We start from the raw sequence: 21,827 nt of genomic DNA on the forward strand, positions 1-21,827 counted from the left end.
ACCGACCCTAGGCGCCCGGTCGGGATCCGCTTGCTCCCCGGTGCCACGGTTCCGGCCCCGGAGCGCCCTCTGGCGGGCGCCGCCCGGGGCCGGTTCTCACAGGGTCGCCCGAGTGATCACGCCGACGAGGCGGAGGATGGCCTGGCCCCAGGGGGTCGCGGCGATGAGGACGCCGAAGACGGTGCAGAGGACGACGGTCAGCCGCTCGTCGGAGCGGCTGCGGGACTCCGTTCGGCGGGCCAGGCGGATGAAGATGACGACGGCGAGCGCCGCGGATGCGCTGATGGTCATGCGAGGTCCTCGTCTCTGGGGGGCGGTGGCGTGGCCGGAGCGGTGACCGGCTCGCCGGCTCAGTGGCGGTGACCGCTGCGCGGTGCCGGGATCCGGGGGAGCAGTTCCCAGAGCGGCAGGCCGCTGGAGGCCCAGCGGCCGAGGAGCGCGCGGTCGACGAGGGCGACGTTCTGGTCGAGGCCCCACCGCACCGCCGGCGCCGAGAACCTGCCGTTGGTGACGACGACGGGCACCTGGGCCCGGTGCACGCGCTCGTTGGCGCCGACCAGCGCGTACAGCACTCCCACGCCGACCGCCGCGCCACCGACCGGGTCCTGCTTGTGCTTGCACTGCAGGACCCAGCGCCGCCCCATCGGGTCCGTGGCGAGGACGTCCGCGCTCTGATCACCGCCACCGCCGACCTGCTCCGCGCGGCAGCCGTCGCGGCGCAGGAGGTCCCGCACGGCGAACTCGAAGGCCCGGTGGCCCATGTGGTCCAGGCCGCCGGGGCCGGTGAGGGCGAGCCGCAGGCGCCGCTGCCGTTCCAGGGCCGCGGCCTGCTCCGCCAGCCGGGCCCGGACCACCACCGCGGCGACGGCTCCGCCCGCCACCAGCAGCAGGAGCGGGATCCACCAGTGGGCGAGCAGCCAGCGGACCAGCGCGAGTGCGAGGCCGAGGGCGAACACGGCGCCCGACAGCAGTGCAACGGCGGACTCGCCGCCGCTCTTCCCCGGACGTCGACGACGCGCCGGTGGTCTGCGCGATCCCACCCGTACCCCCGTGATTCAGCCGGCAGTCGAACGATTCATGACACCAGCCGTCACGGGTGGCGCAGGAAGCGCGCACGGGCGCACGGGGGCGGCGTCCGGCCGGCGCGTCGATCGAACGGTCGGCGTTCCGCTCCGACTTGGGCTCGGTTCGGCCCAGTTCGGCTCGGTTCGGTTCGGTTCGGTTCAGTGGGGATCGGGTTCGGTCGGGATCAGCCGGACCGGCGCGGCACGGCTTCGGCGTGGCACCGCTCCGGCTCGGTTCGGCTCCGGCACGGCTTCGGCCCGGGTGGGCCCGCCGCCGAACCGGACCTCCCGCTCAGCCGGCGTGGTCGGCGAGGACCTCGGCGACGGCGCGCAGTCCGAGCTCCGCCATGGGCGGATTGCTGTCGCGGTAGTAGTCGATCCCGCTGACGAAGGTGAGCGCCCAGCCCCGGCCGCGAGCCCAACTTGCCTCGTCGAAGCCTCCCGCCGTACGGAAGGTCCGGCGGGTCTCGGCGGTCAGCAGCGTCCAGGCCGCGATGGCGTCGCAGGACGGGTCGCCCACGCCGGCCGTCCCGAAGTCGATCACCGCCTGCAGCCGGCCGCCGTCGGCCAGGACGTTGCCGGGGATGAGGTCGCCGTGCGCCCAGACCGGCGGCCCGTCCCACTCCGGCTGGGCGAGCGCGTGCTCCCAGGCGGCGAGTACGGCGGGAGCGTCGATCACGTCCGCCGCCTTGGCCGTCCATTCGCGCACCGACGTGTCGCGGCTGCGCAGCGGCACGCCGCGGTAGCCGCGCGGGGCGCCGGTGGGATCGGCTGCGCGCAGCGCCGCCACGAACTCGCCGAGGTCCCGGGCGAACCGGTGGTCGGCGCGGTCCTCCTCCGTCAGGTGCGCGCCGTCGATCCACCGGCTGACCGCCCACGGGAAGGGGTAGCCGAGTCCCGGCTGTCCGACGGCGATCCGCTCGGGGACGGCGACGGGCAGGAGGGGGGCCAGTCGCGGGAGCCAGGTCTGCTCGAACTCCACCTGCTCGACGGCTGCTTCGAGCCTGGGCAGCCGGACGGCCAGGTCGTCGCCGAGGCGGTAGATCGCGTTGTCGGTGCCGGCGGACTGGATCACCCGGACGGGCAGGTGTGCCCACTGCGGGAACTGCTGGGCCAGCAGGCGCGTCACCAGCGCCGGGTCGGTGGGGGTCTCGTTCGCATGCATCATAGGTCGGCGATGCTAGTCGGGAGGCGGGCTGTGCGGCATCGATTAATCGACGGTCTCCGGAGACCTGCTCTCCGCGTTTCCGAGCCGCGCCCGTCCACAACTTGCTTGTATTGCAGAGGGTTTGACGTCAGATCCACTCCGGCCTTTGGTCCAGACCATTGACGGAGTCGGTGGGTGGAGCCTAGGGTGTGGGGCGCCGCTCTGGCGCAGACACGCCAAGAGATCCGTGGCAGGCGCACCCCCACGCGCTCTCTGTGCCGGGCCTCCTCGTACCCATATCCGTACTCGCACTCGCACTCTCCATCCACCCCCACGGAGGAGCACCATGCGCAGGCGTCACATCGTCGGTGCCGTTCTGGCGGCCGCGGCCGTCCCGCTCGCGACGGCCTTGCCGGCCCAGTCGCACGGCTTCATCAACCTCCCGCCCAGCCGTTCCGCGCTCTGCGGCGCGGGCGTCGTCACCGACTGCGGCGACATCCAATGGGAACCGCAGAGCGTCGAGGGTCCGAAGGGCTTCCCGAGCAGGGGCCCGCCGACGGGACCATCTGCGCCGGAGCCGACGCCCGCTGGGCGCCGCTCGACAACCCCCGGAACGGCACCTGGCCGACCACGAAGGTGACGGCCGGCCAGCAGCTCAAGTTCACCTGGGAGATCGAGGCCAGGCATGCGACCACGAACTTCAAGTACTACCTGACCAAGCCTGGTTACGACCCGGCCCAGAAGATCACCCGGGCCGGCCTCGACCTCACCCCGTTCCTGACCGTCCCCTACAACGGCCGCCAGCCCGCGGCCACGACCACCCACACCGCGACCCTCCCCACGGGCCGCACCGGGCACCACGTGGTGGTCGCGGTCTGGGAGATCGCCGACACGGCCAACGCCTTCTACTCCTGCACGGACGTCCTGTTCTGAGCCGCGTAGCAGGGGCGGAGCCGGTGCGGACTGCCCCCGCACCGGCTCCAACCCTGCGCGGCCCCGCGTCGCCCCGCGTCGCCCCGCGCCATCCCCGCACGGGCCGGGGCGGGTCTCAGGACGCGACGGGCGCCGGCTCCAGACGCTCGGCGCCCGTGTAGACGTTCATCGACGCCCCGCGCAGGAAGCCGACCAGCGTCAGCCCGCTTTCGGCGGCGAGGTCGACGGCGAGGGAGGAGGGGGCGGAGACGGCCGCCAGCATCGGGATCCCGGCCATCACCGCCTTCTGCACCAGCTCGAACGAGGCTCGGCCGCTCACCATCAGTACCGTCCCGCGCAGTGGCAGCATGCCCTCGCGCAGCGCGTGGCCGACCACCTTGTCCACCGCGTTGTGCCGGCCCACGTCCTCGCGCAGGCAGAGGAGCTCGCCGTCCGCGGAGAAGAGCCCGGCCGCGTGCAGACCGCCGGTGGTGTCGAAGACCCGCTGGGCCGCCCGCAGCCGGTCGGGAAGGGCGGCGAGTACGGCGGGCGTGGTGCGCAGCGGGTCCTCGTCCACGGACCAGGCCGCCGTGGTGCGGACGGCGTCGAGGCTGGCCTTGCCGCAGAGCCCGCAGGACGAGGTGGTGTAGAAGTTGCGCTCCAGCGAGGCGTCGGGCGCGGGCACGCCCGGGGCGAGCGCGATGTCCACGACGTTGTAGGTGTTGCTGCCGTCGGCCGTGGCGCCCGCGCAGTACCGGATGGCCGCCAGGTCGTCGGCGGAGTGCAGGGCTCCCTCGCTCACCAGGAAGCCGGCCGCGAGGTCGAAGTCGTCGCCGGGGGTGCGCATGGTCACGGTGAGCGGGCGCCCGTTGACGCGGATCTCCATCGGCTCCTCGGCCGCCAGGGTGTCGGGGCGGTGGGAGTGCGCTCCGTCCCGGATGCGCAGCACCCGCCGTCGCACGGTCACTCGCCCCATGGTCTCGCTCCTTCGTCTGTTGCCGGTGCCGCCCCGGCGGCCGCGCCGGGTCGTGATCGCCGGGCACGGCAAGCCTACGGCCGGTGGCGTGTCGCGGGGACGCGCGGGTACGGGGAGCCGGGCCGCTTTCCCATTGTCCCTCTTCATCGGGGGGCTTTCGAATTCGTCGGCGGAAGTCGGGCTGCAGATTTCTGGAATGATCGGCGTGAATCCTCCGGGAATTCGGTGATCGTGATTTGTGGGATCGAGGGGATGCGCCAAATCCACTCGAACACACGGTGATTGGGGAATCGGCAGGCGTACTCTCCTGGTCACGGGCTTGACCGGTCATGCGTTCTTGACGGGCCTCGGCGGAGGTGTCGATGATGGTCGCCGGGCAGAATTCCTTGAGAGCGGGGGAGTGCGGGAAAGCGCCGTCCTGAACGACCGATGAACGCAGAAGGGTGCACCGGATGAAGGACTGGCTCGACGCGGTCAAGGCCGGCCTGGGGGTCGACCTCGACATCGACGTGGCGGGGCTGCTCGACATGACCAAGGTCGTCGCCCACGGCGTGGCCCGTCCCGCAGCCCCGCTCACCGCCTTCCTGGTCGGCTACGCCGCCGCGCAGACGGGCGGCGGGCCCGCCGCGGTCGCCGAGGCCAACCGCAAGGCCGCGGCCCTCGCCGAGCAGTGGACGGTCGAGCAACGATCGGCCGAGCCCGAGCCCGAGCCCGAGCCCGAGCCTGTGGCGCAGGCCCAGGCCCAGGCCGGGACCGGGACCGGGCAGGCCGGGAGCGGGCCCGTATGACCAACGCGATCGGAGCCGACGCCCGGCCCGTCGCCGCTCCCCGACCCGGCCCCCGCAGAGCCGGCCCGACGCCGCGCCCCGCCGTCCCGTGGGAGGAGGCACGGGACACCGCCCGCGACAGCGCGGGCCGCCCCATGCCCGCCGTCATCCGCACCCTCTCCGACGCGCTCGGCCACGCCCTCGCCGAACCGCTGACCGCTCTCACCGACCTGCCGCCCTTCGACACCTCCGCGATGGACGGCTGGGCCGTCGCCGGCCCGGGCCCCTGGAGAATGCCGCCCGGCCGGACCGTCCTGGCCGGCGTCCGCCCCGAGCCGCTGCCCGACGGAACCGCCGTCCCCATCGCCACCGGCGCCCAACTCCCGTGCGGTGCGACCGCCGTGCTACGCCGCGAGGACGGCGCCCCGCACCCGGTCGACGGCCTGCTGCACCGCCACGCGCCGGACCCGCTGCCGCTGCGCCGCGACATCCGGCCGCGCGGCCAGGAGTGCCGCCGCGGCGAGCCGCTCCTGGCCGCCGGCACCGCCGTCACCCCCGCCGTCCTCGGTCTGGCCGCGGCCGCCGGCTACGACGCGCTCGCCGTCCACCGCCGCCCGACCGTCGAACTGCTCGTTCTCGGCGATGAGTTGCTGGAATCCGGCCGGCCCGCCGACGGCCGGATACGCGACGCGCTCGGCCCGCTCCTGCCGCCGTGGCTGCGCGCCGCGGGCGCCGACGTGATCGATGTCCGCCGCGTGGCCGATGACCTCGCCGCGCTCGGCGAGGCGCTCCGGAACTCCCCGGCCACCGTGCTCGTCACCACCGGTAGCACCGCCGCCGGACCGGTCGACTTCCTGCACCGCGCCCTCGCCGAGGTCGGCGCGACCGTCCGCGTCGGCTCCGTCGCCGTCCGCCCGGGCCACCCGATGCTCCTGGCCGAACTGCCACCGGCCACCGGAGCGGGGCGGCCCCGCCACCTGGTCGGCCTGCCCGGCAACCCCTTGGCCGCGGTCGCGGGCACCGTCACCCTGGCCACGCCGCTCCTCCAGCGCCTGGGCGGCCGCACCGACCCGCCGGTCCGCCTCCTCCACGCCGCGACCGACCTCCCCGGGCATCCGCACGACACCCGCCTGCTGCCCGTCCGCCTCACCGACGGGACGGCCACCCCGGTCACCTTCAGCGGCCCGGCGATGCTCCGCGGGCTCGCCCTCGCCGACGCCCTCGCCGCCGTCCCCCCGGGCGGCCTCCCCCCGGGCGCCCTCGTGGAGGTCATCACCGTCCCCGATCGCTGAACCGGCCCGGTCCGGGCCCGTCGAACGGGGCGGCCCGGCCCGGCCGACAGGGTGTCGTTGCAGGCCGGCGTGGTTTCGGCGGCAGGGCGGGGGACAGGAGTTCGTCATGACCCGCGATCTGACACCCCTCCGCACGGACCTGCCCGTCTGGGCCGCCCCGATGGCCGGCGGCGCCGGCACCCCGGCCCTCGTCGAGGCCGCAGCGCGGGTCGGTGGTCTCGGCTTCCTGGCCGGCGGCTACAGGACCGCTGCCGACCTCGCCGCCCAGATCGCCCGGGTCCGTGCCAGCCGTGCGGTGTTCGGCGTCAACCTCTTCGCCCCCAATCCCGTCCCCGTCGCACCGGACGCGTACCGCACGTACGCCCGCGTTCTGCAGCGGGAGGCCGACCGCTTCCACCTCACCCTCCCCGCCGAGAACGTGACCGAGGACGACGACGCCTGGGAGGAGAAGCTCGCCCTTCTCCTCAAGGCGCCCGTGCCCCTCGTCTCGTTCACCTTCGGCATGCCTCACCCCGAGACCGTCCGCGCGCTCCAGGACGTTGGCAGTCTCGTCGCCCAGACCGTCACCACCCCGGCGGAAGCGCTTGCCGCCGCCGAGAAGGGGGCGGACCTGCTGATCGTCCAGGCCGCCGCAGCCGGCGGACACTCCGCCACCCTCACCCCTTCCCGCCCCCTCGTCCAGACCCCGCTGCCCGACCTGGTCGGCGACGTCCGGCACGCCGCCCCGCTGCCGGTGATCGCCGCAGGCGGTATCGCCACCCCCGCGGACACCGCGGCCGCCCTGCGGGCCGGCGCCGACGCCGTGATGGTCGGGACCGTCCTGCTCCGCACCCACGAGAGCGGCGCCTCCGCACCGTACAAGGCCGCCCTGGCCGACCCGGCGTTCACGGACACGACACTGACCCGTGCCTTCACCGGCCGCCCCGCCCGCGCTCTGCGCAACCGTTTCACCGACACCTACGAACAGGCCGCGCCGCTCGGCTACCCGGCCGTCCACCACCTCACCAGCCCCTTGCGCAAGGCGGCCACGGCCGCGAACGACACCGAGCTGATCCACCTGTGGGCGGGCACCGGCTACCGCCATGCCCGCGACGAACCCGCCGCCAGGACCCTCACCCGCCTTGCCGCCGGACGGTGATGCCGGTGGCGGTACCGGGGTGTCGTCGAGCAGGGTCTCGAACCGTCCGGTCGCGACTGACGCCGCGTCGCAGTGCCGAGCGGGCGGGTTCGGCGTCGGGCATCGTGGGGGCTCCGAGCGGTCTGCGCTTAGGACCCGGGGTGTCGGCTGAACACGTTCGTGTGGCGCGGACCGCCGGGTCCCTGCCGCCGGGGCTCGCAGCCGGCAGCTGGCAGCTCGCGGCTCGCGGCCGACCCCGCCCGGCGAGTCCCGTCCCGGGCTCCCGTGCCGCGCGCCGCGCGGTCGGCCGGCGAGGGGCGACGCTAGTGTCGGGGCATGCGACGGGGCGAAGCGGTTCTGCTCGACATCGACGGCGTGCTCACGGTCGACTGGGAGCCACTGCCCGGCGCCGTGTCGGCCGTGCAGGGACTCCGCGCCGCCGGCGTGCCCTTCGTCCTGCTGACCAACACCACCTCCCGCACGAGGCGTTCGATCGCCGCGACCCTCGCGGAGGCCGGCTTCCCCGTCGGCATCGAATCCGTCCTCACCGCTCCCGCGGCGAGCGCCGCCCGGCTCGCGGGCTCCCGGTGCCTGCTGCTCAACAGCGGCGACATCGGCGAGGACCTGGCCGCCGTGGAGCTCGTGGAGCGGCCGGAGGACGCCGAGGTGGTGCTGATCGGCGGGGCCGACCCCGAGTTCGGGTACGAGGCGCTCAACCGGGCGTTCGCCGCGCTCCAAGAGGGAGCGCGGCTGGTCGCGATGCACCGCAGCGCCTACTGGCGCACCGGCGCGGGACTGCAACTCGACAGTGGCGCCTTCGTCGCCGGGCTCGAGTTCGCGGCGGACGTCCGGGCCGAGGTGCTCGGCAAACCGGCCGAGGCGTTCTTCGCCGGCGCCCTCGCGCATCTCGGCGCAGCGGCGGAGGACGCGGTCATGGTCGGCGACGACATCGAGTCCGACGTGCTGGCCGCGCAGAGGTGCGGAATCACCGGCGTGCTCGTCCGCACGGGCAAGGCTGCGTCGGGCGGGCCCCGGCAGGGCAGCGGCCGGCCGGACCACGTCCTCGACTCGGTGGCAGACCTCCCGGACCTGCTGTCACGGCTACGCCAGGGCTGAGCCGGCTCTGCCGATGCTCCGGTGCTTGGGTCGAGGGGTCCGGTGTCCACCCGCAAGGAAGCCGGGCCCACCTACTGCCAGGCGATCACACGCACATCGTTCCCGTCTCCGTCCGAGCCGGTGGGGGCCTGGGCGGTGAGGGACGCGATCCGAACCGGCGCCGAACCGGCGGACAGGTCGAGCCGGTAGAGGTCCACGGTGCCGGCCCGGTCCCGAAGGAACGCCAAGGACCGGCCGTCCGAGGACAGGACCGCGCCGCGGATGAGCGCCTGCTCCTCGGGTATCAGCGTCCCGACCTCGTCGACCTGGCTGTGGTCCGGGGCGAACGTCACCCGGAGGAGGGTGCTGCGGGCATTGCACAGCAGCGAGCGGTCGTCGAACCAGAGCCGGGCGGCGCACGCCGGCACCGCCTCCGAACCGGGCAGCGACGTCCGGCCGTTGACCGCAGGCCCGAGGACGACCGGCTCGACGTACTGATCGGCGAAGGACGCCGCCGGATCGGTGCGTCGCCACAGCAGGTTGCCGCCCACGGCGACGGTGCCGCCGGGTGCCACCGCCGCTTGATCGGGCTTCACCTCCAGCGGCATGCGTACCCAGGCCTGCTCCCCGGCGAGGAAGAAGCTCTGACCGGGCGCGGTGCCGTGGTCGGTCGGTGCGGCCGAGGGGTGTTTCAGGTCGCGGCCGGTGAGGTGGCGGTCGCCGGTCACGTACCAGAGGGTCGAGGTGCCGCTCTGGAACAGGGGCGCGCGGTCGTCCGCTGCCGACCCCGACCCGCCGGACAGCGGCGCGCCGCCGGACACGGAGAAGGCCGTGGCGACCCTGCCCTTGCGGCCCGGCCCGGGAACGGTTCCGGCGAGCAGGGTGAAGTCGTCGTTGAAAGCCTGTCGTTCCGCCGCGGCGGAGAGCCAGGGGTGCGTCGGATCGCACAGGGAGTCCGACGCGCCACCGTCGGGCAGGGTGGCGACCTGACGGGCCACCTCGCCCCCGTCCGTCACCGCGTACGCGGCGACGGTGACCACGTGCACCCGGGCATCGGGCGTGGTCGGTGAGGCTGCGACGAACCTGTCGCACCAGGCGAGCACCACCCGCCCCGGTCCGGCGATCTGCGGCCCGGTCCACGCGGGTGCGACTCGCTCCTGCGGCTGCTCCCGTCCGCCCTGGCTGTCACAGCCGGCCAGCGCGGCAGCGGCCAGCAGAAGAGCAGTGCCCCGAAGCCCGAAACCGCTGCGCACCCGTACCCCCCATGATCAGATGATCCTCCGATCCTAGGTGTGAACGTCCGCCTGCTTCCCCATCTTCGATCACCTTCCCGTCACAATCCTCACCCCTTGGTCACGCTTTCCAGGGAGAGGCGTTCGTCATCGGGGACGGCCGGGGCGGTTCGTGAGCCTCAGGGGTTCCGTGCGGTCCGGTCGGAATCGCTGCGCAGCACGCAGAACTCGTTGCCCTCCGGGTCGGCGAGGACCGCCCAGCCGGAGCCGTCGGGATTGCGGTGGTCGGCGACGAGGGCGGCCCCGAGGCCCAGCAGCCGCTCCACCTCCTGATCGCGCGAGGTCTCGGGGCGCAGGCACAGGTGGATCCGGTTCTTGATCCTCTTCGGCTCGGGCACCTGGTTGAAGTACAGCACCGGGCCCTCCGCCAGCAGCACCCGGGTCTCCCGGTCACCCGGTCGGCTCTCCGGATCCAGCGGACGGCCGGTCACCCGGCTCCAGAACCGGGCCAACTCGTAGGCGTCCGCACAGTCGACCGCCACGTTCTGCACCACCGAAACCATGCCCGCGATCCTTCCCGACTTCCATGTCCGGCGCCACCGACGGGCCGTCCGGGCCGCCGGGTCAGCCGCGGGGGCGCCACCGGACGTGCAGGTGCTTGAGGCCGTTCTGGAAGTTCGACACCAGCCGGGCGGGCGCGGGCCCCGGAGCCAGGGTCAGTTCGGGCAGTTCGGTGAGGAGACGGCCGAGCATCGACGTCATCTGCAGGCGCGCCAGCTGCGCGCCGACACAGAAGTGCGGGCCGTAGCCGAAGCTGACGTGGTCGTTCGGCGTGCGGGTGACGTCGAAGCGGTCCGGGTCCGGGAACACCGTCTCGTCCCGGTTGGCGGAGGCGTGGTAGACCACCACCTTCTCGCCGCGCCGGATCCGCCGGCCGCCCAGCTCGACGTCCCGCGTGGCGGTACGCCGGAAGTCCACCACCGGCGGCCAGTAGCGCAGCATCTCCTCGACGGCCGAGGCGACCGACTCCGGTCGCCGCCGCAGCAGCCGGTACTGCTCGGGGTGGCCGAGCAGGGAGTACAGGCCGCCCGGCAGGGCGTTGCGCACCGTCTCGTTGCCGGCCACCGCGAAGAGGAAGAACATCGTCTCGAACTCCGCGGTCCCCAGCCCGCCTTCCCGCATCCGGGCGAGCATGCTGCCGGGGCGCGGCCGCTCGGCGAGCGCGTGGGCGTAGGCGAACATGTCGGCCAGGGCGGCGCGGGACCGCGGGTTCACCGGTCGGCCGTCCGGCGCCGTCCAGGTGGTGGGGCGGTGCGCGAGGGCCGCCCGGCCGGTGTCGGTGAGCGCGGCGGGGTCGACGCTGCCGGAGTGCGCGTAGTCGGCGTCCTGGTAGCCGATCACCCGGTTCGCCCAGTCCTGCAGCAGCCCGCGGTCCTGCTCCGGTACGCCCATGATGCAGGCGAGGGTCCGCACCGGGAGGTCGGCGACCAGGCGGACGACGTCCGCCTCCCCGTGCGCCCGCACCTCCCGGACGGCGGTCGCCGTGTGGTGTTCGATGCCGACGGCCAACTCCCGCAGGGCGCGCGGCGTGAAGGCGCCCGCGACGATCCGGCGCAGCCGGGCGTGGTCCGGCGGATCCTGGTTGAGCATCATCGTCCGGGCGAAGTCCAGCTCGGCGGGGGAGTCCGGGTCCCGGATCTGGGTGGCGCCCAGGTGGGAGGAGAACACGTCCGGGCTGCGGAGGACGTGCTTGACGTCAGCGTGCCGCAGCACTGCCCAGTACCCGGGCCCGGCCGGCCACGGACCCACCGCCGGCTCCTCCACCCACCACACCGGGGCCGCACTCCGCAGCTCCCGGAAGAGCTCGTACGGCACGCCCTCGGCGTACGTCGCGGGCAGGAAGATCCGGTTCACCTGTGCCTGGTCGAGGATCACAGCGCCCGACGGTACGACAGACCGCGGCGGCGCGCCAGGATGCCGTCGACGGCGGACGCCGGCCGCCCTGGCCGCGAACGAGCGTGTCAGCGCCGATCAGTAGAGTCCGGGGCATCACGTGGACCACCCCGCCGCGCCCGTTCGGCCGGGGCCCGAGGACATGCGGTGGTGCCGGCCCACGGGACCGGCCGTCCGCGGTGGCGAGCGTGTGGCGGTACGGCGCTCCGGCTTCCCCGGCTGTGTCGTGCTTGACTCGCCGTGACGACACCAGCACAGTGCGAATCCATGACCACCGACCAGATCCTCCTGGGCCTGGGGCTGATCGCCGTGCTCGCGGTCGGTTCGCAGGTGCTGGCGAGGTGGCTGCGCATCCCCGCCCTGATCGTCCTCCTCCCGGTCGGCTTCGGCGCCGGCGTGTTCACCGACGACATCGACCCCGACGCCCTCCTGGGCGCGGCGTTCCCCCCGCTGGTGTCGCTCTCGGTGGCGCTGATCCTCTACGACGCCGGTCTCGGCCTGGACCTGAAGCACCTCCAGGGGCACAACCGGCGAGTGGTGGTGCGGCTCCTCCTGCTCGGCACGGTCGTCACACTCTTCTCCGCAGCCCTGCTCGCGGCGGCCTTCCTCGGGATGTCCGCCAGGGCGGCGCTGATGCTCGGGGCGATCCTCGTGGTCAGCGGTCCGACGGTCGTGGGGCCGCTGCTCGGCTTCGTGCGGCCGGTGGAACGGCTCCAGTGGATCCTCATCTGGGAGGGATCGCTGATCGACCCGATCGGCGCCATCCTGGGCGCGCTGGTCTTCCACTCGGTGGTCGCGAGCACCCGCCCCGTCCTGGGCGAGCGGATCGGCGAGCTGCTGCTGAGCGTCGTGGTGGGGCTGGTCGGGGCCTTGGTGGGAACGGCGCTGCTCTGGCTGTTGCTGAGCAGGTTCCGGATCCCCGAGCCGCTCGGCACGTCGGTTCAGCTCGCCACGGTGATCGGCACCGCAGCGGTCTGTGACGTGCTGCGCGACGACACCGGGCTGATCGCGGCGGTGGCCATGGGGGTGGCCGTCGCCAACCTCCCGGCCTTCGACGTGCCCTCGCGCAATCCGTTCTTCGAGACGCTCGTGCAGCTGATCATCGGGCTGCTCTTCATCTCCATCTCGGCGACGATCGACCCTGACTCGCTCCAGGGCGTGGTGCTCCCGGGCCTCGGTCTGGTCGCGGTCCTGGTCCTCGTGGTCAGGCCGCTGGTGGCGGCGCTCGCCACGGTGCGGACGGACCTCGGTCGCGGCGAACGCGGTTTCGTCGGGTGGATGGCGCCGCGCGGCATCGTCGCGGCCGCCACCGCGTCGACGTTCTCCGCCACGCTGGTCCAGAAGGACGTCGCCGGGGCTTCCGACATCCTTCCCGTCACCTTCCTGGTCATCGTCGCCACGGTGGCGGTCTACGGCTTCACCGCGGTGCCGGCGTCGAGGCTGCTCGGCGTCAGACGCCGCGCCCGGTCACGGCCGTTGCTGGTCGGTGGTGCCCACTGGGTGGTGGAGCTGGGCCGGGCACTGCGGTCGGCGGGCCTGGACGTCCTGATGTGGGCGGGCCACGAACCGGAGCGCGAGCTGATCAGGGAGTCCGAGCTCGAACTGGCGCCCGGCGAGCTGTTGGCGGCGGTAACCGGGCAGGGCGCCGAGCTGGAGGGGATCACGGCCGTGCTGCTGCTCACCGACGAGGACGACTTCAACGCGCTCGCCGCGACGATCCTGCAGGGCAGCGTCGAGGGCCCGGTCTTCCGGCTGGGGCCGCCCCACGGCAGCCACGGGGTGGTGGCGCCGTACACGGGCGGGGAGATCCTCTTCGGAACCTCGCTGACCAGGCCGGTGCTGGCCCGGCGCCACGCCCAGGGGGCGCCGGTCGTGACGCGGCCGGGCGCGGACGGCATCCCGGCCGGGCACGACCTGCTGTTCCTGGTGCGGGCCGACGGTTCGCTGGCCCCGGTGACCGAGGGCGGTCCGCCCGAGGAGCGGGCCGGGGACGTCCTGGTCCTCCTCGGTCCTGACCGACTGCCCGCACCGGGCTGAGCGGACGCTCCGGAGTCCGCCGGACGACCTAGGTGCGGCCCGCGCGCGCGACGAGACCGGGGCTGCCGCCCGACGGCGGCAGCCCCGGTCTCACCGGGTTCCGGCTCGGCCCCGCAGGCGTTCTACCCGCCGACCGGCCAGCCGTCCACGGTGGTGATCGTGCGGTGGTAGGGCCCCTCCGGGCCGGTGGTGCGGTAGTCCTCGACGGAGCCGCCCGTGCGGACGGTGACGTCGCCGTCGTGCCGGTGGGCGGTCGGGCGCAGTGTGTGGTCGACGGTGGCGCGGTCGGTCACCCGGGCGCCGACGGCGGCCGTGGCCTCGCGGTGGTAGCCGAGCTCCATGGAGGTGCGCTGGTCGGTGTTGCCGGCCGCGTCCTTGGCGTACCGGTAACCGACGTCGAGCGGTTGTCCCTCGTGGACCGTGGTGGTGCGGTGCGGACCGGAGCCCCAGGTGGCGGTGGTGCGGGTGAGGTCGCTCCGGTTGTGCAGGGTGAGGTCGTTGCCACCGTCCCGGAACTGCTGGGCGGAGGTGAAGACGAGGTCGTCGCGGACCTCGGTGGTGACCCGCCCGTGCGAGGTCTGCACCCAGCCGCGCGCCAGGTCGTGGCGGCCCGCCGTGACGGTCCAGTCTCCGCTGCCGCCGCCGTGGTCGGCGAGGGCGGTGGCGACCGAGGCCTCCGGGGCGACCCGGTACTCGGTGAGCTGCCCCGACGTACGGGCGGCGCCCTGGTCGACGTCGGCGAAGAGGTTGACCTGGCCGGTCCAGACGTCGTTGCTCTGGGCCTCGGCGGCGTTGACGCCGATGGCGACGGTGTGCGGCCGGCCGTCCACCAGGAGCCCGACGTAGGGGGTCAGGTCGAGGCGGTAGGCGGGCAGGTCGAAGGCGAAGATGCCGGGAGTGGGCCGCCAGAGCAGCGGGTCCCACCCGCCGGTGTAGATCACCGGGTACGGCCAGACTGCGCCGGCCACCCGGCCGTCGATGCTGAGCCGCAGCTCGCGGAAGGGCCCTTTGCCGCAGACGCCGGTGCCGGAGTTGGCACGGGCGAAGTCGTCCGGCGCGGAGGCGTACGCGAACTCCTCGCAGGCGCCGCCGCCGCGCGCGTACACCTCGGCCGTGAGGTGTTCGAGGTTCTGCGGGAAGGACAGCTCGCGGCCGGCGGACGGCGCGGCCTGGGTGAGCCCGAACGCCCCGGTGGTGAGCAGCCGGTCGGCGGTGCGGGCGGCGGGCCACCGCGCGGAGGTGGTGTAGAAGGTGAGGCTGGCCGAGATCCGGAACACCCCGGTGTAGGTGTCGTCGGTGACGTTGGCGAGGTCGAACTCGAAGGGCTGCGGCCCGGCCGCGAACAGCGGTGCGTAGCGGGTGACGTCCCGTTCGAGCGACCACTCGATGCCGTCCTTGGACGGTTCGGGGGTGGAGGAGAGCAGCACCTGGACGCCGCCGACGCGGACGGTGAACAGCCGGTCGAACTGCCGGCCGGCGACCTGGCCGTGCAGGTCCAGCACGACCGACGACCAGGGCCCGGCGCAGGCGGCCGGCGCGGTGGCGGTGGCCGTGAACGGGGTGTCGGGCGGGCTGCCGTAGCCGTTGCGGAACGGCTGGTCGTGCATCACCTCGACCGTGCAGGAACGGGTGTCCGGCCGGGTGAGCGGCTTCGTGGCGGTGAGCGGGTCGTGGTAGTCGGTGCCGAAGTCGGCGTGCGCGGGCCCGGCGGCGGCCAGCGCCCCGGTGAGGGCGAGGACGACGGCGCCGGCCAGACGGCCGACGCGGCGGCCGGCTCGGCGGATCAGCGGGTGGGCGGCCAACGGTGTCCCTCTCGGTCGGGGCGGAAGCGGACGGTCGGTCCCGGGCATCCTTCCCATGGCGGCATGTGCGCGTCAACCCGCTCGCAGTCGCCTCGTGCGCCTACGGCCAGCCCGTCGGCTTCGCGGTGGCGCTCGCCCTGGCCGCGGTGATCGCCGTGCAGGCGCGCCGGACCTCCGTGGCGACCCAGCCGGACGGCAGCGGCCCCTGGGCCCTGAGGGCGGCGGCCTGCCGTTGGAGCTCGCGGAGTGCGCCGCCCTGCGCGCTGGAGAGGCCCATCTCCTGGTAGTCGCCGAGGTCCGTGCCGCCGTCCAGGTACGTCTGCAGCCAGGGAGCGATGCTGAGGACGCAGTCCGCGATTGCGTCGGCGGCCGGTGGTGGCGGCGCCGTCGTCGGGGTGGCCGTGCGGGGAGTCGCGGAGTGCCCGCCGCACCCCGACACCACCGCAGCGGCAGCGACGACCAGTCCGACCGCGCGCCCCACCCGATTCCGCATGCCCCGCATTCTGGCCTTCGCCGGGCGGCCGCACCAGGGTTCGGACGGCCGGGCGGTCAGGATCGGGACCCCGGCCGGCCGGCCGGGTGGGTGGCGTGGGCGTGTTGCCGGTCTGCCGGGTTGGGGGGCGCGGTGCCGGCCGGGCGGGCGGCGTCGGAGCACGCGCTCCTGGCCGGCGCGGGCCTCGCGTGAGCGTCAGAAGTCCCGGTGGACCGGGTCGAACGGGCCGTATGGTCGAGTGCATGGCCGACGAGATCTTCACCCATCCCCGACTCGCCGCGATCTACGACGCGTTGGAGCCGGACCGCAGTGACCTGGACGCCTACCTGGACCTCGCCCGCCGGCTCGGGGCCCGGAAGGTGCTGGACATCGGCTGCGGTACCGGCGTGTTCGCGCTCCTGCTGGCCGCGGATGGCGCCGAGGTCGTCGGCGTGGATCCCGCGGCGGCGCTGATCGAGGTGGCGCGGGCCAAGCCGGGCAGCGACCGGGTCGAGTGGATCTGCGGCGACGCCACCGCACTGCCGCCGCTCCAGGTCGACCTGGCGACCATGACCGCGAACGTGGCACAGGCCATCGCGGCGCCGGCGGCCTGGCGATCGACGCTCTCGGCGGCCCACCGGGCGCTGCGTCCGGGCGGCCACCTGGTGTTCGAGACCCGGGTCCCGGCCGCGCGCGCCTGGGAGCGGTGGAACCGCGCGGACTCGTACGCGGTGACGGCGCTGGCGGGCGTCGGCGCCGTGGAGAGCTGGGTCGAGGTGATCGACATCGACGGGCCGTTGGTGACGTTCCGGTGGACGTACGGGTTCGCCGTGGACGGGGCGGTCTTGACCTCGGACTCCACGCTCCGCTTTCGCGAACGTGACGAGGTGGAGGCCGACTTGGCGGCGAGCGGGTTCGCCGTCCAGGAGGTTCGTGACGCCCCCGACCGGCCGGGTCGGGAGTTCATCTTCCTCGCGCGGCGACCTGAGCAGTGATCAGGAGGCGGGGGTCCCGGAGCCCTTCCCGGCCGACCCGTTGCCGCCTCCGCCCTTCGTTCGCGCCGCCTCCGCCTTCCGTTCGTACCGCCCTTCGCCTTCCGTTCCCGCCGTCCCACCTGGCGCCGCCGGAACCTGCGGCCGTCCGGCGCGCGCCGCCGTTCGGCCGGCACCAGCCGCAAGGCCGGACAGTCGCCCCCGGGCCGCGGAACCGGTCGATCATCCGGTCCCGCGGCCCCGGGCCGCCCGTCGGCCAGCCGCCCCGGCGCTCGCTTGCCGCGCGCCCGCGGTCAGCTCCGGCCGACGAAGGTGAAGCCGGCCTCGTCGACCGCGCTGCGGAGGAGCGCCTCGTCGAGCGGCCGGGCGGACGCGACGGTCACCCGCCCGGTCGGGGCGTCGGCCGTGACCTCGGTGACGCCGGGGAGCGCGGACAGCCCGGCGCTGACCGTCCGCTCGCAGTGGCCGCAGCTCATGCCGTCGACGCTGAGGACCGTGGTGATGGACATGGGGATGCCTCCGTTGCCGTGCGCGTGTGACAGGGGTGCCGGTCGCTGCCCGAGCGGGGCGGGGCCGGCGGACGACGGTTCCCACCACAGCGCAGGATCGGGCGGCGGCCCAGGGACACGCCGCGCAGGTGGCACCTTCGAGTGGATCGTGGAACCGATCGGGCCGCGCGTCCGACGGAGGCCTCCGTCGGGCTCCGTCGGGTTCCGTCGGATGCCGTCAGGGTGATTCGGCGGCGGGGAACACCCGGTCGAGCAGGTCGAGCAGGGTGGCGCGCTCCTCGTCGTCGAGGCGGCCGAGGCCGGGCAGGCCGGCGGCGATCTCGGCGCGGATGCCACCCACCGCGGCGACGCCGGCCTCGGTGAGCACCACGTTCTTGATCCGCCGGTCGGCGGAGTCGGGCTCGCGGTGGACCAGACCCCGGGACTCCAGGCGGTCGACGATCCCGGTCACGTTGGAGGCGTCGCAGCCGAGCGTGCCGGCGAGCGTGCGCATGGGCATGGGCCGGCGGAGCAGGCTCAGCACCTTGCCCTGCATGAGGGTGAGGTCCTGGCGGGCAGCGACGGTGGCGAAGTTCCGGTAGTAGTCGGCGGCGGCGCGGGCCAGCCGGTCCATGATCTGGACCGTGTCGGCGGCCGGGGCGGACGGGGGAGTGGTCCTAGTCATGGGACCAGTCTAGGCGGCATTGCTTGACATCCTCAATTATTGAGGTCTACCGTCTCAGTATTGCTTGAGGGGATCAACCATCAAGCGCATCAACACTTCTTGTCCAGTAGCACAGGAGCACTCCCATGAAGGCCATCACCTACCGCAGCTACGGCGGACCGGACGTCCTGGAGTACGGCGACGTGCCCGAGCCCAAGCTCGGCCCGGACTCCGTCCTGGTCCGGGTCGCCGCCGCCTCGGTGAACCCGGTCGACTGGAAGATCCAGGCCGGCTACCTGGACGGCGTGCTGGACGTCGTCTTCCCGGTCATCCCCGGCTGGGACGTCGCCGGCGTCGTCGAGCAGGTCGGCGTCGGGGTCACCGAGTTCGCCCCGGGCGACGAGGTGATGGGCTACGTCCGCGAGGACATGGTCCGCCGCGGCACCTTCGCCGAGTACGTCGCCGCGCCCGTGCGCACCCTGGCCCGCAAGCCCGCGGCCCTCGACTTCGCCCAGGCCGCCGGCCTGCCGCTGGCCGGCCTCACCGCCTACCAGGCGCTGACCCGCGCCCTGGAGGTGAAGCCGGGCGAGACCGTGCTCGTCCACGCGGCGGCCGGCGGCGTCGGCTCGCTCGCCGTCCAGATCGCCGTCGCGCTCGGCGCCCGTGTGATCGGCACGGCCAGCGAGCGCAACCACGACTACCTGCGCGGCCTGGGCGCCGAGCCGGTCGCCTACGGCGACGGCCTGGCCGACCGGGTCCGCGCGCTCGCCCCGGAGGGCGTCGACGCGGTGCTCGACCTCGTCGGCGGCGAGGCTCTCCAGCTCTCGCCCGCCCTGCTCGCCGAAGGCGGACGCCTGGCCTCCGTCGCCGACGGCGCCGTGCTCGCCCTCGGCGGCCGGTACGTCTTCGTCCGCCCCGACGCCGCCGACCTCACCGCGCTCGGCGAGCTCGCCGACAGCGGTCGGCTCACCGTCGAGGTCGCCGCGACCTTCCCGCTGGAGCGGACCGCCGAGGCCCACCGCCTCAACGCCGCCGGCCACACCCGCGGCAAGATCGTCGTCACCGTTCCCTGACCCGCGCGCCCGCCCGGTCGACCCCCGCACCACCCGGAAGGAATCCGTCGTGTCCCTCGTCGTCATCGCCGACTGGCTCGCCGACACCGGCGCCGAGCAGCGCGTCGCCGACCTGCTGCCCGCCGTCACCGAGGCCGCCCTCGCCGAACCGGGCGTGCTCTCCTTCCGGGTGGTCCGTTCCCTGCGCGACCGGGCCGCGTTCGTCGTCTTCGCCGAGTACGAGGACGAGTCGGCCCTGGTCTCCCACCGCGAGAGCGGCCCCTACCAGGACCTCGTCCTGGACGGGATCACCCCGCTGCTCATCGACCGCCAGGCCGAGGCTTACGCCCTGGTGTGAGGGTGCCACGCACCGGCTCCCGCGCCTCCCCGGGCCGCCCCGCCGGGAGCCGAGGCCGAGGGACCCGGTGTCGAGGTCGAGGTCGAGGGCCCGGGAGCCGAGGTCGAGGGCCCGGATGCCGGTCGGTGCGGCGGCACCCGGCCCGCCGCGTGCCGTCATCCGTCTGCGCCGGACCCTGGCTCCGCCGGGTCCTGGTCGAGGGTGGCGAGCAGGTTGGCGACCAGGGGGTCCTGCTCGTGCCTGCGCCAGGCGACGGCGACCCGGGTGCGGGCGTCACCGGGGGCCGTGCGGCGGAAGACGACCCCGTCGAGGCGGATCCGGCGGATGCTCGCCGGGGCCAGCGTGACGCCCAGACCGGCCTGCACGAGGGCGCACAGGGTCTGCCACTCGACGGCGCGCTGCGCGATGCGCGGGGTGAAGCCCGCCGCCGTGCACAGGCCGACGATCTGATCGTGCAGCCTCGGACCGACCTCGCGCGGGAGCAGGACGAACGGTGACGCCGCCAGGTCCGCGAGCCGGACCGTCCGGTGGGAGGCCAGCGGGTGGCCGGCCGGGAGCACGGCCACGAACGGCTCGCGGAGGATCGTCCGGAAGCCGAGCTCCGGGTCGTCGGCGGGGGGTTCGCGCAGCAGCCCGACGTCGATGCTCCGGTCCTGGAGGGCGGCCAGCTGGGGCGCCGTCGTCATCTCGCGGACTTCCAGTTGCACCTCGGGGAACCGCTGCCGGAACGTCCGGAGCAGGCCGGGCAGGACGGTCAGGGCGAGCGAGGCGGCGAAGCCCATCCGCAGGCGGCCCGCCCGGCCGCTGCCGACCGACCTCGCCGCGGCGAGGCCGGCCGAGACGTCGGCGAGGGCCCGTTGGGCGGCGGGCAGCAGTTCCCGGCCCGCGGGGGTGAGCGTGACGCGGCCCGGCTCGCGGTGGAACAGCGGGTGGCCGACCTTCTCCTCCAGGCGGCGGATCTGCTGGCTCAGCGGAGGCTGGGCGATACCCAGCCGCCCGGCCGCGTGTCCGAAGTGGAGTTCCTCGGCGAGCACGACGAAGGCGTGCAGCTGAAGGAGGGGGAGTTCCGGGCGCGTCATACGTCCAGTGATATCAGCCCACATCGGATGGCGTATTGGACGTATCGCGGCCGCCCGCCTAGCGTGCGGGCCATGACGGAACGGCGTTCGATTCTCAGCGGTTCGACCTTCGAGGAACGGATCGGCTACGCGCGTGCCGTGGTCGACGGGGACCGGGTGCACGTGTCCGGGACGACCGGCTTCGACTACGCCACCATGACGATCTCCGACGACGTGGTGGAGCAGGCCGAGCAGTGCCTGCGGAACATCGGGGCCGCGCTGGCGGAGGCGGGCTGCACCTTCGCGGACGTGGTGCGGGTGCGCTACCTGCTGCCGGACCGCGCGGACTTCGAGCCGTGCTGGCCGGTCCTGCGCCGCTGCTTCGGCGAGGTCAGACCGGCCGCCACGATGATGGTGTGCGGCCTGGCCGACCCGCGGATGAGGATCGAGATCGAGGTGGACGCGCGGCGGGCCGCCGCGTAGGCGGGTGGGGGCGGACGGTCCGTGGGGCGAGCCGGCGCGGACGGTCCGTGGGGCGAGCAGGGCTCGGTTTCGGTCGCGTCGGGGTCGGTTTACGGACCGTTTCACGGCTGGTCGCCTCGATGCGCACGGATGGTTCCCTGGCCGTGGCAGCATCGATGTCAGATGTGACATATCACATTGCTCAAGAAGGTTGTCGGCCCCACACGGCATGCCTCGCCGACCCTCAGGAGAAACTCCCGTGAACCGAAGCGCCCTGACCCTCACGTCCCTGACGTTCACTTCCATGGGCTTCGCGTCCCTGGCCGCCCTCGGTCCGGCGGCCGTGGCCACCCCGGCCGTGGCCGCCCCGGCGGCTGCCGCGCCCGCCGCGGCCGCGCCCGCCGCGGCCGCCAGGACGACGTGCGGTCCCTCCGTCCAGATGATCAACAGGAGCAACACCGTCTGCGTCACGGTCGACGGCACCTCCGTGCGCGTCCACGGGGCCAGTACGCAGCTGTTCACCGGAACCAGCGGCCGGAGCTTCATCTACGACGTCTCGGCGTCCGTCGTGGGCGGCGAGTCCCTCGGCCGGGAGACCGGCTCGGTGTACCTCGGCGCCGGCACCGGCTACGTCAGCGGGCCGCGTGCCGTCGCCCCCTGCGGCTCGACGGTCCGGGCGTCGTTCTCCCTGACGGACTTCGGCACGCCCCCGCCCGCCTCCGTCGTCGAGGTGCCGGTCACCTGCTGACCCGCAGCCCGACGCCGCCGGCCGGCCGGTCCCCGCACCGGGCCGGCCGGCGGTAGGCTACGGCGTGTGGTGAAGCCGGGTGCGGACGGTGGTCACGTGCCGGCGGTTCGAGCCGCCACGACGCCGACCCGGTCCGTGA

General features: G+C 74.1%; 22 protein-coding genes and 1 pseudogene. 11 read left to right on the forward strand and 12 right to left on the reverse strand.

The annotated features are described in order from the left end of the window. Nucleotides 1–96: 96 nt before the first annotated feature. The 3 genes from MCM47_RS08575 to MCM47_RS08585 form a co-directional block, all read right to left on the reverse strand. A complete protein-coding gene (locus MCM47_RS08575; protein WP_238859976.1) occupies nt 97–291 on the reverse strand; it encodes a hypothetical protein in 195 nt (64 codons plus the stop codon). Between the two features lie 59 nt (nt 292–350). After that, nucleotides 351–956, reverse strand: a complete 606-nt coding sequence (locus MCM47_RS08580) for a restriction endonuclease (protein ID WP_238859977.1) — start codon at nt 954–956, stop codon at nt 351–353. Nucleotides 957–1,356: 400 nt separating this feature from the next. Beyond that, complete coding sequence (locus MCM47_RS08585) at nt 1,357–2,232, reverse strand: aminoglycoside phosphotransferase family protein (protein ID WP_238859978.1); 876 nt, start codon at nt 2,230–2,232, stop codon at nt 1,357–1,359. 325 nt (nt 2,233–2,557) lie between these two features. Between MCM47_RS08585 and MCM47_RS08590 the strand changes: the two are divergent. Continuing rightward, a pseudogene (locus tag MCM47_RS08590) lies at nt 2,558–3,144 on the forward strand (lytic polysaccharide monooxygenase). 115 nt (nt 3,145–3,259) lie between these two features. Here MCM47_RS08590 and fdhD read toward each other — a convergent pair. Then, nucleotides 3,260–4,099 (reverse strand): formate dehydrogenase accessory sulfurtransferase FdhD, encoded by an 840-nt coding sequence (fdhD, locus tag MCM47_RS08595; protein WP_238859979.1) that lies wholly within the window; start codon nt 4,097–4,099, stop codon nt 3,260–3,262. 452 nt (nt 4,100–4,551) lie between these two features. Here fdhD and MCM47_RS08600 point away from each other — a divergent pair, with 452 nt between their 5' ends. The 4 genes from MCM47_RS08600 to MCM47_RS08615 all read left to right on the forward strand — a co-directional run bounded on the left by MCM47_RS08600 (nt 4,552) and on the right by MCM47_RS08615 (nt 8,391). Beyond that, nucleotides 4,552–4,887 (forward strand): DUF6457 domain-containing protein, encoded by a 336-nt coding sequence (locus tag MCM47_RS08600; RefSeq protein WP_308222301.1) that lies wholly within the window; start codon nt 4,552–4,554, stop codon nt 4,885–4,887. After that, nucleotides 4,884–6,158 (forward strand): molybdopterin molybdotransferase MoeA, encoded by a 1,275-nt coding sequence (locus tag MCM47_RS08605; protein WP_305067945.1) that lies wholly within the window; start codon nt 4,884–4,886, stop codon nt 6,156–6,158. The genes MCM47_RS08600 and MCM47_RS08605 overlap by 4 nt, the downstream gene beginning before the upstream one ends. A gap of 106 nt (nt 6,159–6,264) precedes the next feature. Beyond that, nucleotides 6,265–7,296 carry a nitronate monooxygenase family protein gene (locus MCM47_RS08610; RefSeq protein ID WP_238859980.1) on the forward strand — a complete coding sequence of 344 codons (1,032 nt, stop codon included), beginning with the start codon at nt 6,265–6,267 and terminating at the stop codon, nt 7,294–7,296. A 315-nt stretch (nt 7,297–7,611) separates the two neighbouring features. Further along, complete coding sequence (locus tag MCM47_RS08615) at nt 7,612–8,391, forward strand: HAD-IIA family hydrolase (RefSeq protein WP_238859981.1); 780 nt, start codon at nt 7,612–7,614, stop codon at nt 8,389–8,391. A 71-nt stretch (nt 8,392–8,462) separates the two neighbouring features. Here MCM47_RS08615 and MCM47_RS08620 read toward each other — a convergent pair whose 3' ends face one another. The 3 genes from MCM47_RS08620 to MCM47_RS08630 form a co-directional block, all read right to left on the reverse strand. Further along, nucleotides 8,463–9,623 carry a hypothetical protein gene (locus MCM47_RS08620; RefSeq protein ID WP_238859982.1) on the reverse strand — a complete coding sequence of 387 codons (1,161 nt, stop codon included), beginning with the start codon at nt 9,621–9,623 and terminating at the stop codon, nt 8,463–8,465. A 158-nt stretch (nt 9,624–9,781) separates the two neighbouring features. Continuing rightward, nucleotides 9,782–10,165: a VOC family protein gene (locus MCM47_RS08625; protein WP_238859983.1), complete on the reverse strand. Its 384-nt coding sequence runs from the start codon at nt 10,163–10,165 to the stop codon at nt 9,782–9,784. Nucleotides 10,166–10,226: 61 nt separating this feature from the next. Beyond that, a complete protein-coding gene (locus tag MCM47_RS08630) occupies nt 10,227–11,537 on the reverse strand; it encodes a cytochrome P450 (protein ID WP_238859984.1) in 1,311 nt (436 codons plus the stop codon). A gap of 285 nt (nt 11,538–11,822) precedes the next feature. Here MCM47_RS08630 and MCM47_RS08635 point away from each other — a divergent pair, with 285 nt between their 5' ends. Next, the gene (locus tag MCM47_RS08635; protein WP_238859985.1) at nt 11,823–13,592 is read left to right on the forward strand and encodes a cation:proton antiporter; all 1,770 of its coding nucleotides are present in this window, start codon (nt 11,823–11,825) and stop codon (nt 13,590–13,592) included. Between the two features lie 122 nt (nt 13,593–13,714). Here MCM47_RS08635 and MCM47_RS08640 read toward each other — a convergent pair whose 3' ends face one another. Both MCM47_RS08640 and MCM47_RS08645 read right to left on the reverse strand, forming a co-directional pair. Then, a complete protein-coding gene (locus MCM47_RS08640) occupies nt 13,715–15,394 on the reverse strand; it encodes a peptide-N4-asparagine amidase (protein ID WP_238859986.1) in 1,680 nt (559 codons plus the stop codon). Nucleotides 15,395–15,494: 100 nt separating this feature from the next. After that, nucleotides 15,495–15,887, reverse strand: a complete 393-nt coding sequence (locus tag MCM47_RS08645) for a hypothetical protein (RefSeq protein ID WP_238859987.1) — start codon at nt 15,885–15,887, stop codon at nt 15,495–15,497. A gap of 242 nt (nt 15,888–16,129) precedes the next feature. On the opposite strand from MCM47_RS08645, the gene MCM47_RS08650 reads away from it, so the two are divergent. Further along, nucleotides 16,130–16,861 carry a bifunctional 2-polyprenyl-6-hydroxyphenol methylase/3-demethylubiquinol 3-O-methyltransferase UbiG gene (locus MCM47_RS08650; RefSeq protein ID WP_238859988.1) on the forward strand — a complete coding sequence of 244 codons (732 nt, stop codon included), beginning with the start codon at nt 16,130–16,132 and terminating at the stop codon, nt 16,859–16,861. 290 nt (nt 16,862–17,151) lie between these two features. On the opposite strand, the gene MCM47_RS08655 is transcribed toward MCM47_RS08650, so the two are convergent. Both MCM47_RS08655 and MCM47_RS08660 read right to left on the reverse strand, forming a co-directional pair. Beyond that, the gene (locus tag MCM47_RS08655; protein ID WP_238859989.1) at nt 17,152–17,367 is read right to left on the reverse strand and encodes a heavy-metal-associated domain-containing protein; all 216 of its coding nucleotides are present in this window, start codon (nt 17,365–17,367) and stop codon (nt 17,152–17,154) included. A gap of 217 nt (nt 17,368–17,584) precedes the next feature. Beyond that, nucleotides 17,585–18,031, reverse strand: a complete 447-nt coding sequence (locus MCM47_RS08660) for a MarR family winged helix-turn-helix transcriptional regulator (RefSeq protein ID WP_238859990.1) — start codon at nt 18,029–18,031, stop codon at nt 17,585–17,587. Between the two features lie 125 nt (nt 18,032–18,156). On the opposite strand from MCM47_RS08660, the gene MCM47_RS08665 reads away from it, so the two are divergent. Then, nucleotides 18,157–19,083 (forward strand): NADP-dependent oxidoreductase, encoded by a 927-nt coding sequence (locus tag MCM47_RS08665; protein ID WP_238859991.1) that lies wholly within the window; start codon nt 18,157–18,159, stop codon nt 19,081–19,083. A 49-nt stretch (nt 19,084–19,132) separates the two neighbouring features. Beyond that, nucleotides 19,133–19,420 (forward strand): antibiotic biosynthesis monooxygenase family protein, encoded by a 288-nt coding sequence (locus MCM47_RS08670; RefSeq protein WP_238859992.1) that lies wholly within the window; start codon nt 19,133–19,135, stop codon nt 19,418–19,420. A 155-nt stretch (nt 19,421–19,575) separates the two neighbouring features. Here MCM47_RS08670 and MCM47_RS08675 read toward each other — a convergent pair whose 3' ends face one another. Next, nucleotides 19,576–20,499, reverse strand: a complete 924-nt coding sequence (locus MCM47_RS08675; RefSeq protein ID WP_238859993.1) for a LysR family transcriptional regulator — start codon at nt 20,497–20,499, stop codon at nt 19,576–19,578. 72 nt (nt 20,500–20,571) lie between these two features. On the opposite strand from MCM47_RS08675, the gene MCM47_RS08680 reads away from it, so the two are divergent. Then, nucleotides 20,572–20,961: a RidA family protein gene (locus MCM47_RS08680; protein ID WP_238860004.1), complete on the forward strand. Its 390-nt coding sequence runs from the start codon at nt 20,572–20,574 to the stop codon at nt 20,959–20,961. 283 nt (nt 20,962–21,244) lie between these two features. Further along, nucleotides 21,245–21,688, forward strand: a complete 444-nt coding sequence (locus MCM47_RS08685) for a hypothetical protein (RefSeq protein ID WP_238860005.1) — start codon at nt 21,245–21,247, stop codon at nt 21,686–21,688. The last annotated feature ends 139 nt before the right edge of the window (nt 21,689–21,827 follow it).

It is taken from the genome of Kitasatospora sp. A2-31 (genome assembly GCF_022288725.1).
In the GTDB taxonomy this organism is placed as follows: Bacteria; Actinomycetota; Actinomycetes; order Streptomycetales; family Streptomycetaceae; genus Kitasatospora.

Excerpts from the sequence above, each read along its gene's own strand:
- MCM47_RS08650 (WP_238859988.1), top strand. The coding sequence starts at position 16,130 with ATGGCCGACGAGATCTTCACCCATCCCCGACTCGCCGCGATCTACGAC.
- MCM47_RS08575 (WP_238859976.1), bottom strand. The coding sequence starts at position 291 with ATGACCATCAGCGCATCCGCGGCGCTCGCCGTCGTCATCTTCATCCGC.
- MCM47_RS08600 (WP_308222301.1), top strand. The coding sequence starts at position 4,552 with ATGAAGGACTGGCTCGACGCGGTCAAGGCCGGCCTGGGGGTCGACCTC.
- MCM47_RS08660 (WP_238859990.1), bottom strand. The coding sequence starts at position 18,031 with ATGACTAGGACCACTCCCCCGTCCGCCCCGGCCGCCGACACGGTCCAG.
- MCM47_RS08680 (WP_238860004.1), top strand. The coding sequence starts at position 20,572 with ATGACGGAACGGCGTTCGATTCTCAGCGGTTCGACCTTCGAGGAACGG.
- MCM47_RS08585 (WP_238859978.1), bottom strand. The coding sequence starts at position 2,232 with ATGATGCATGCGAACGAGACCCCCACCGACCCGGCGCTGGTGACGCGC.
- MCM47_RS08635 (WP_238859985.1), top strand. The coding sequence starts at position 11,823 with ATGACCACCGACCAGATCCTCCTGGGCCTGGGGCTGATCGCCGTGCTC.
- MCM47_RS08675 (WP_238859993.1), bottom strand. The coding sequence starts at position 20,499 with ATGACGCGCCCGGAACTCCCCCTCCTTCAGCTGCACGCCTTCGTCGTG.
- MCM47_RS08615 (WP_238859981.1), top strand. The coding sequence starts at position 7,612 with ATGCGACGGGGCGAAGCGGTTCTGCTCGACATCGACGGCGTGCTCACG.
- MCM47_RS08685 (WP_238860005.1), top strand. The coding sequence starts at position 21,245 with ATGGGCTTCGCGTCCCTGGCCGCCCTCGGTCCGGCGGCCGTGGCCACC.
- MCM47_RS08655 (WP_238859989.1), bottom strand. The coding sequence starts at position 17,367 with ATGTCCATCACCACGGTCCTCAGCGTCGACGGCATGAGCTGCGGCCAC.
- MCM47_RS08605 (WP_305067945.1), top strand. The coding sequence starts at position 4,884 with ATGACCAACGCGATCGGAGCCGACGCCCGGCCCGTCGCCGCTCCCCGA.
- fdhD (WP_238859979.1), bottom strand. The coding sequence starts at position 4,099 with ATGGGGCGAGTGACCGTGCGACGGCGGGTGCTGCGCATCCGGGACGGA.
- MCM47_RS08625 (WP_238859983.1), bottom strand. The coding sequence starts at position 10,165 with ATGGTTTCGGTGGTGCAGAACGTGGCGGTCGACTGTGCGGACGCCTAC.
- MCM47_RS08665 (WP_238859991.1), top strand. The coding sequence starts at position 18,157 with ATGAAGGCCATCACCTACCGCAGCTACGGCGGACCGGACGTCCTGGAG.
- MCM47_RS08610 (WP_238859980.1), top strand. The coding sequence starts at position 6,265 with ATGACCCGCGATCTGACACCCCTCCGCACGGACCTGCCCGTCTGGGCC.
- MCM47_RS08645 (WP_238859987.1), bottom strand. The coding sequence starts at position 15,887 with ATGCGGAATCGGGTGGGGCGCGCGGTCGGACTGGTCGTCGCTGCCGCT.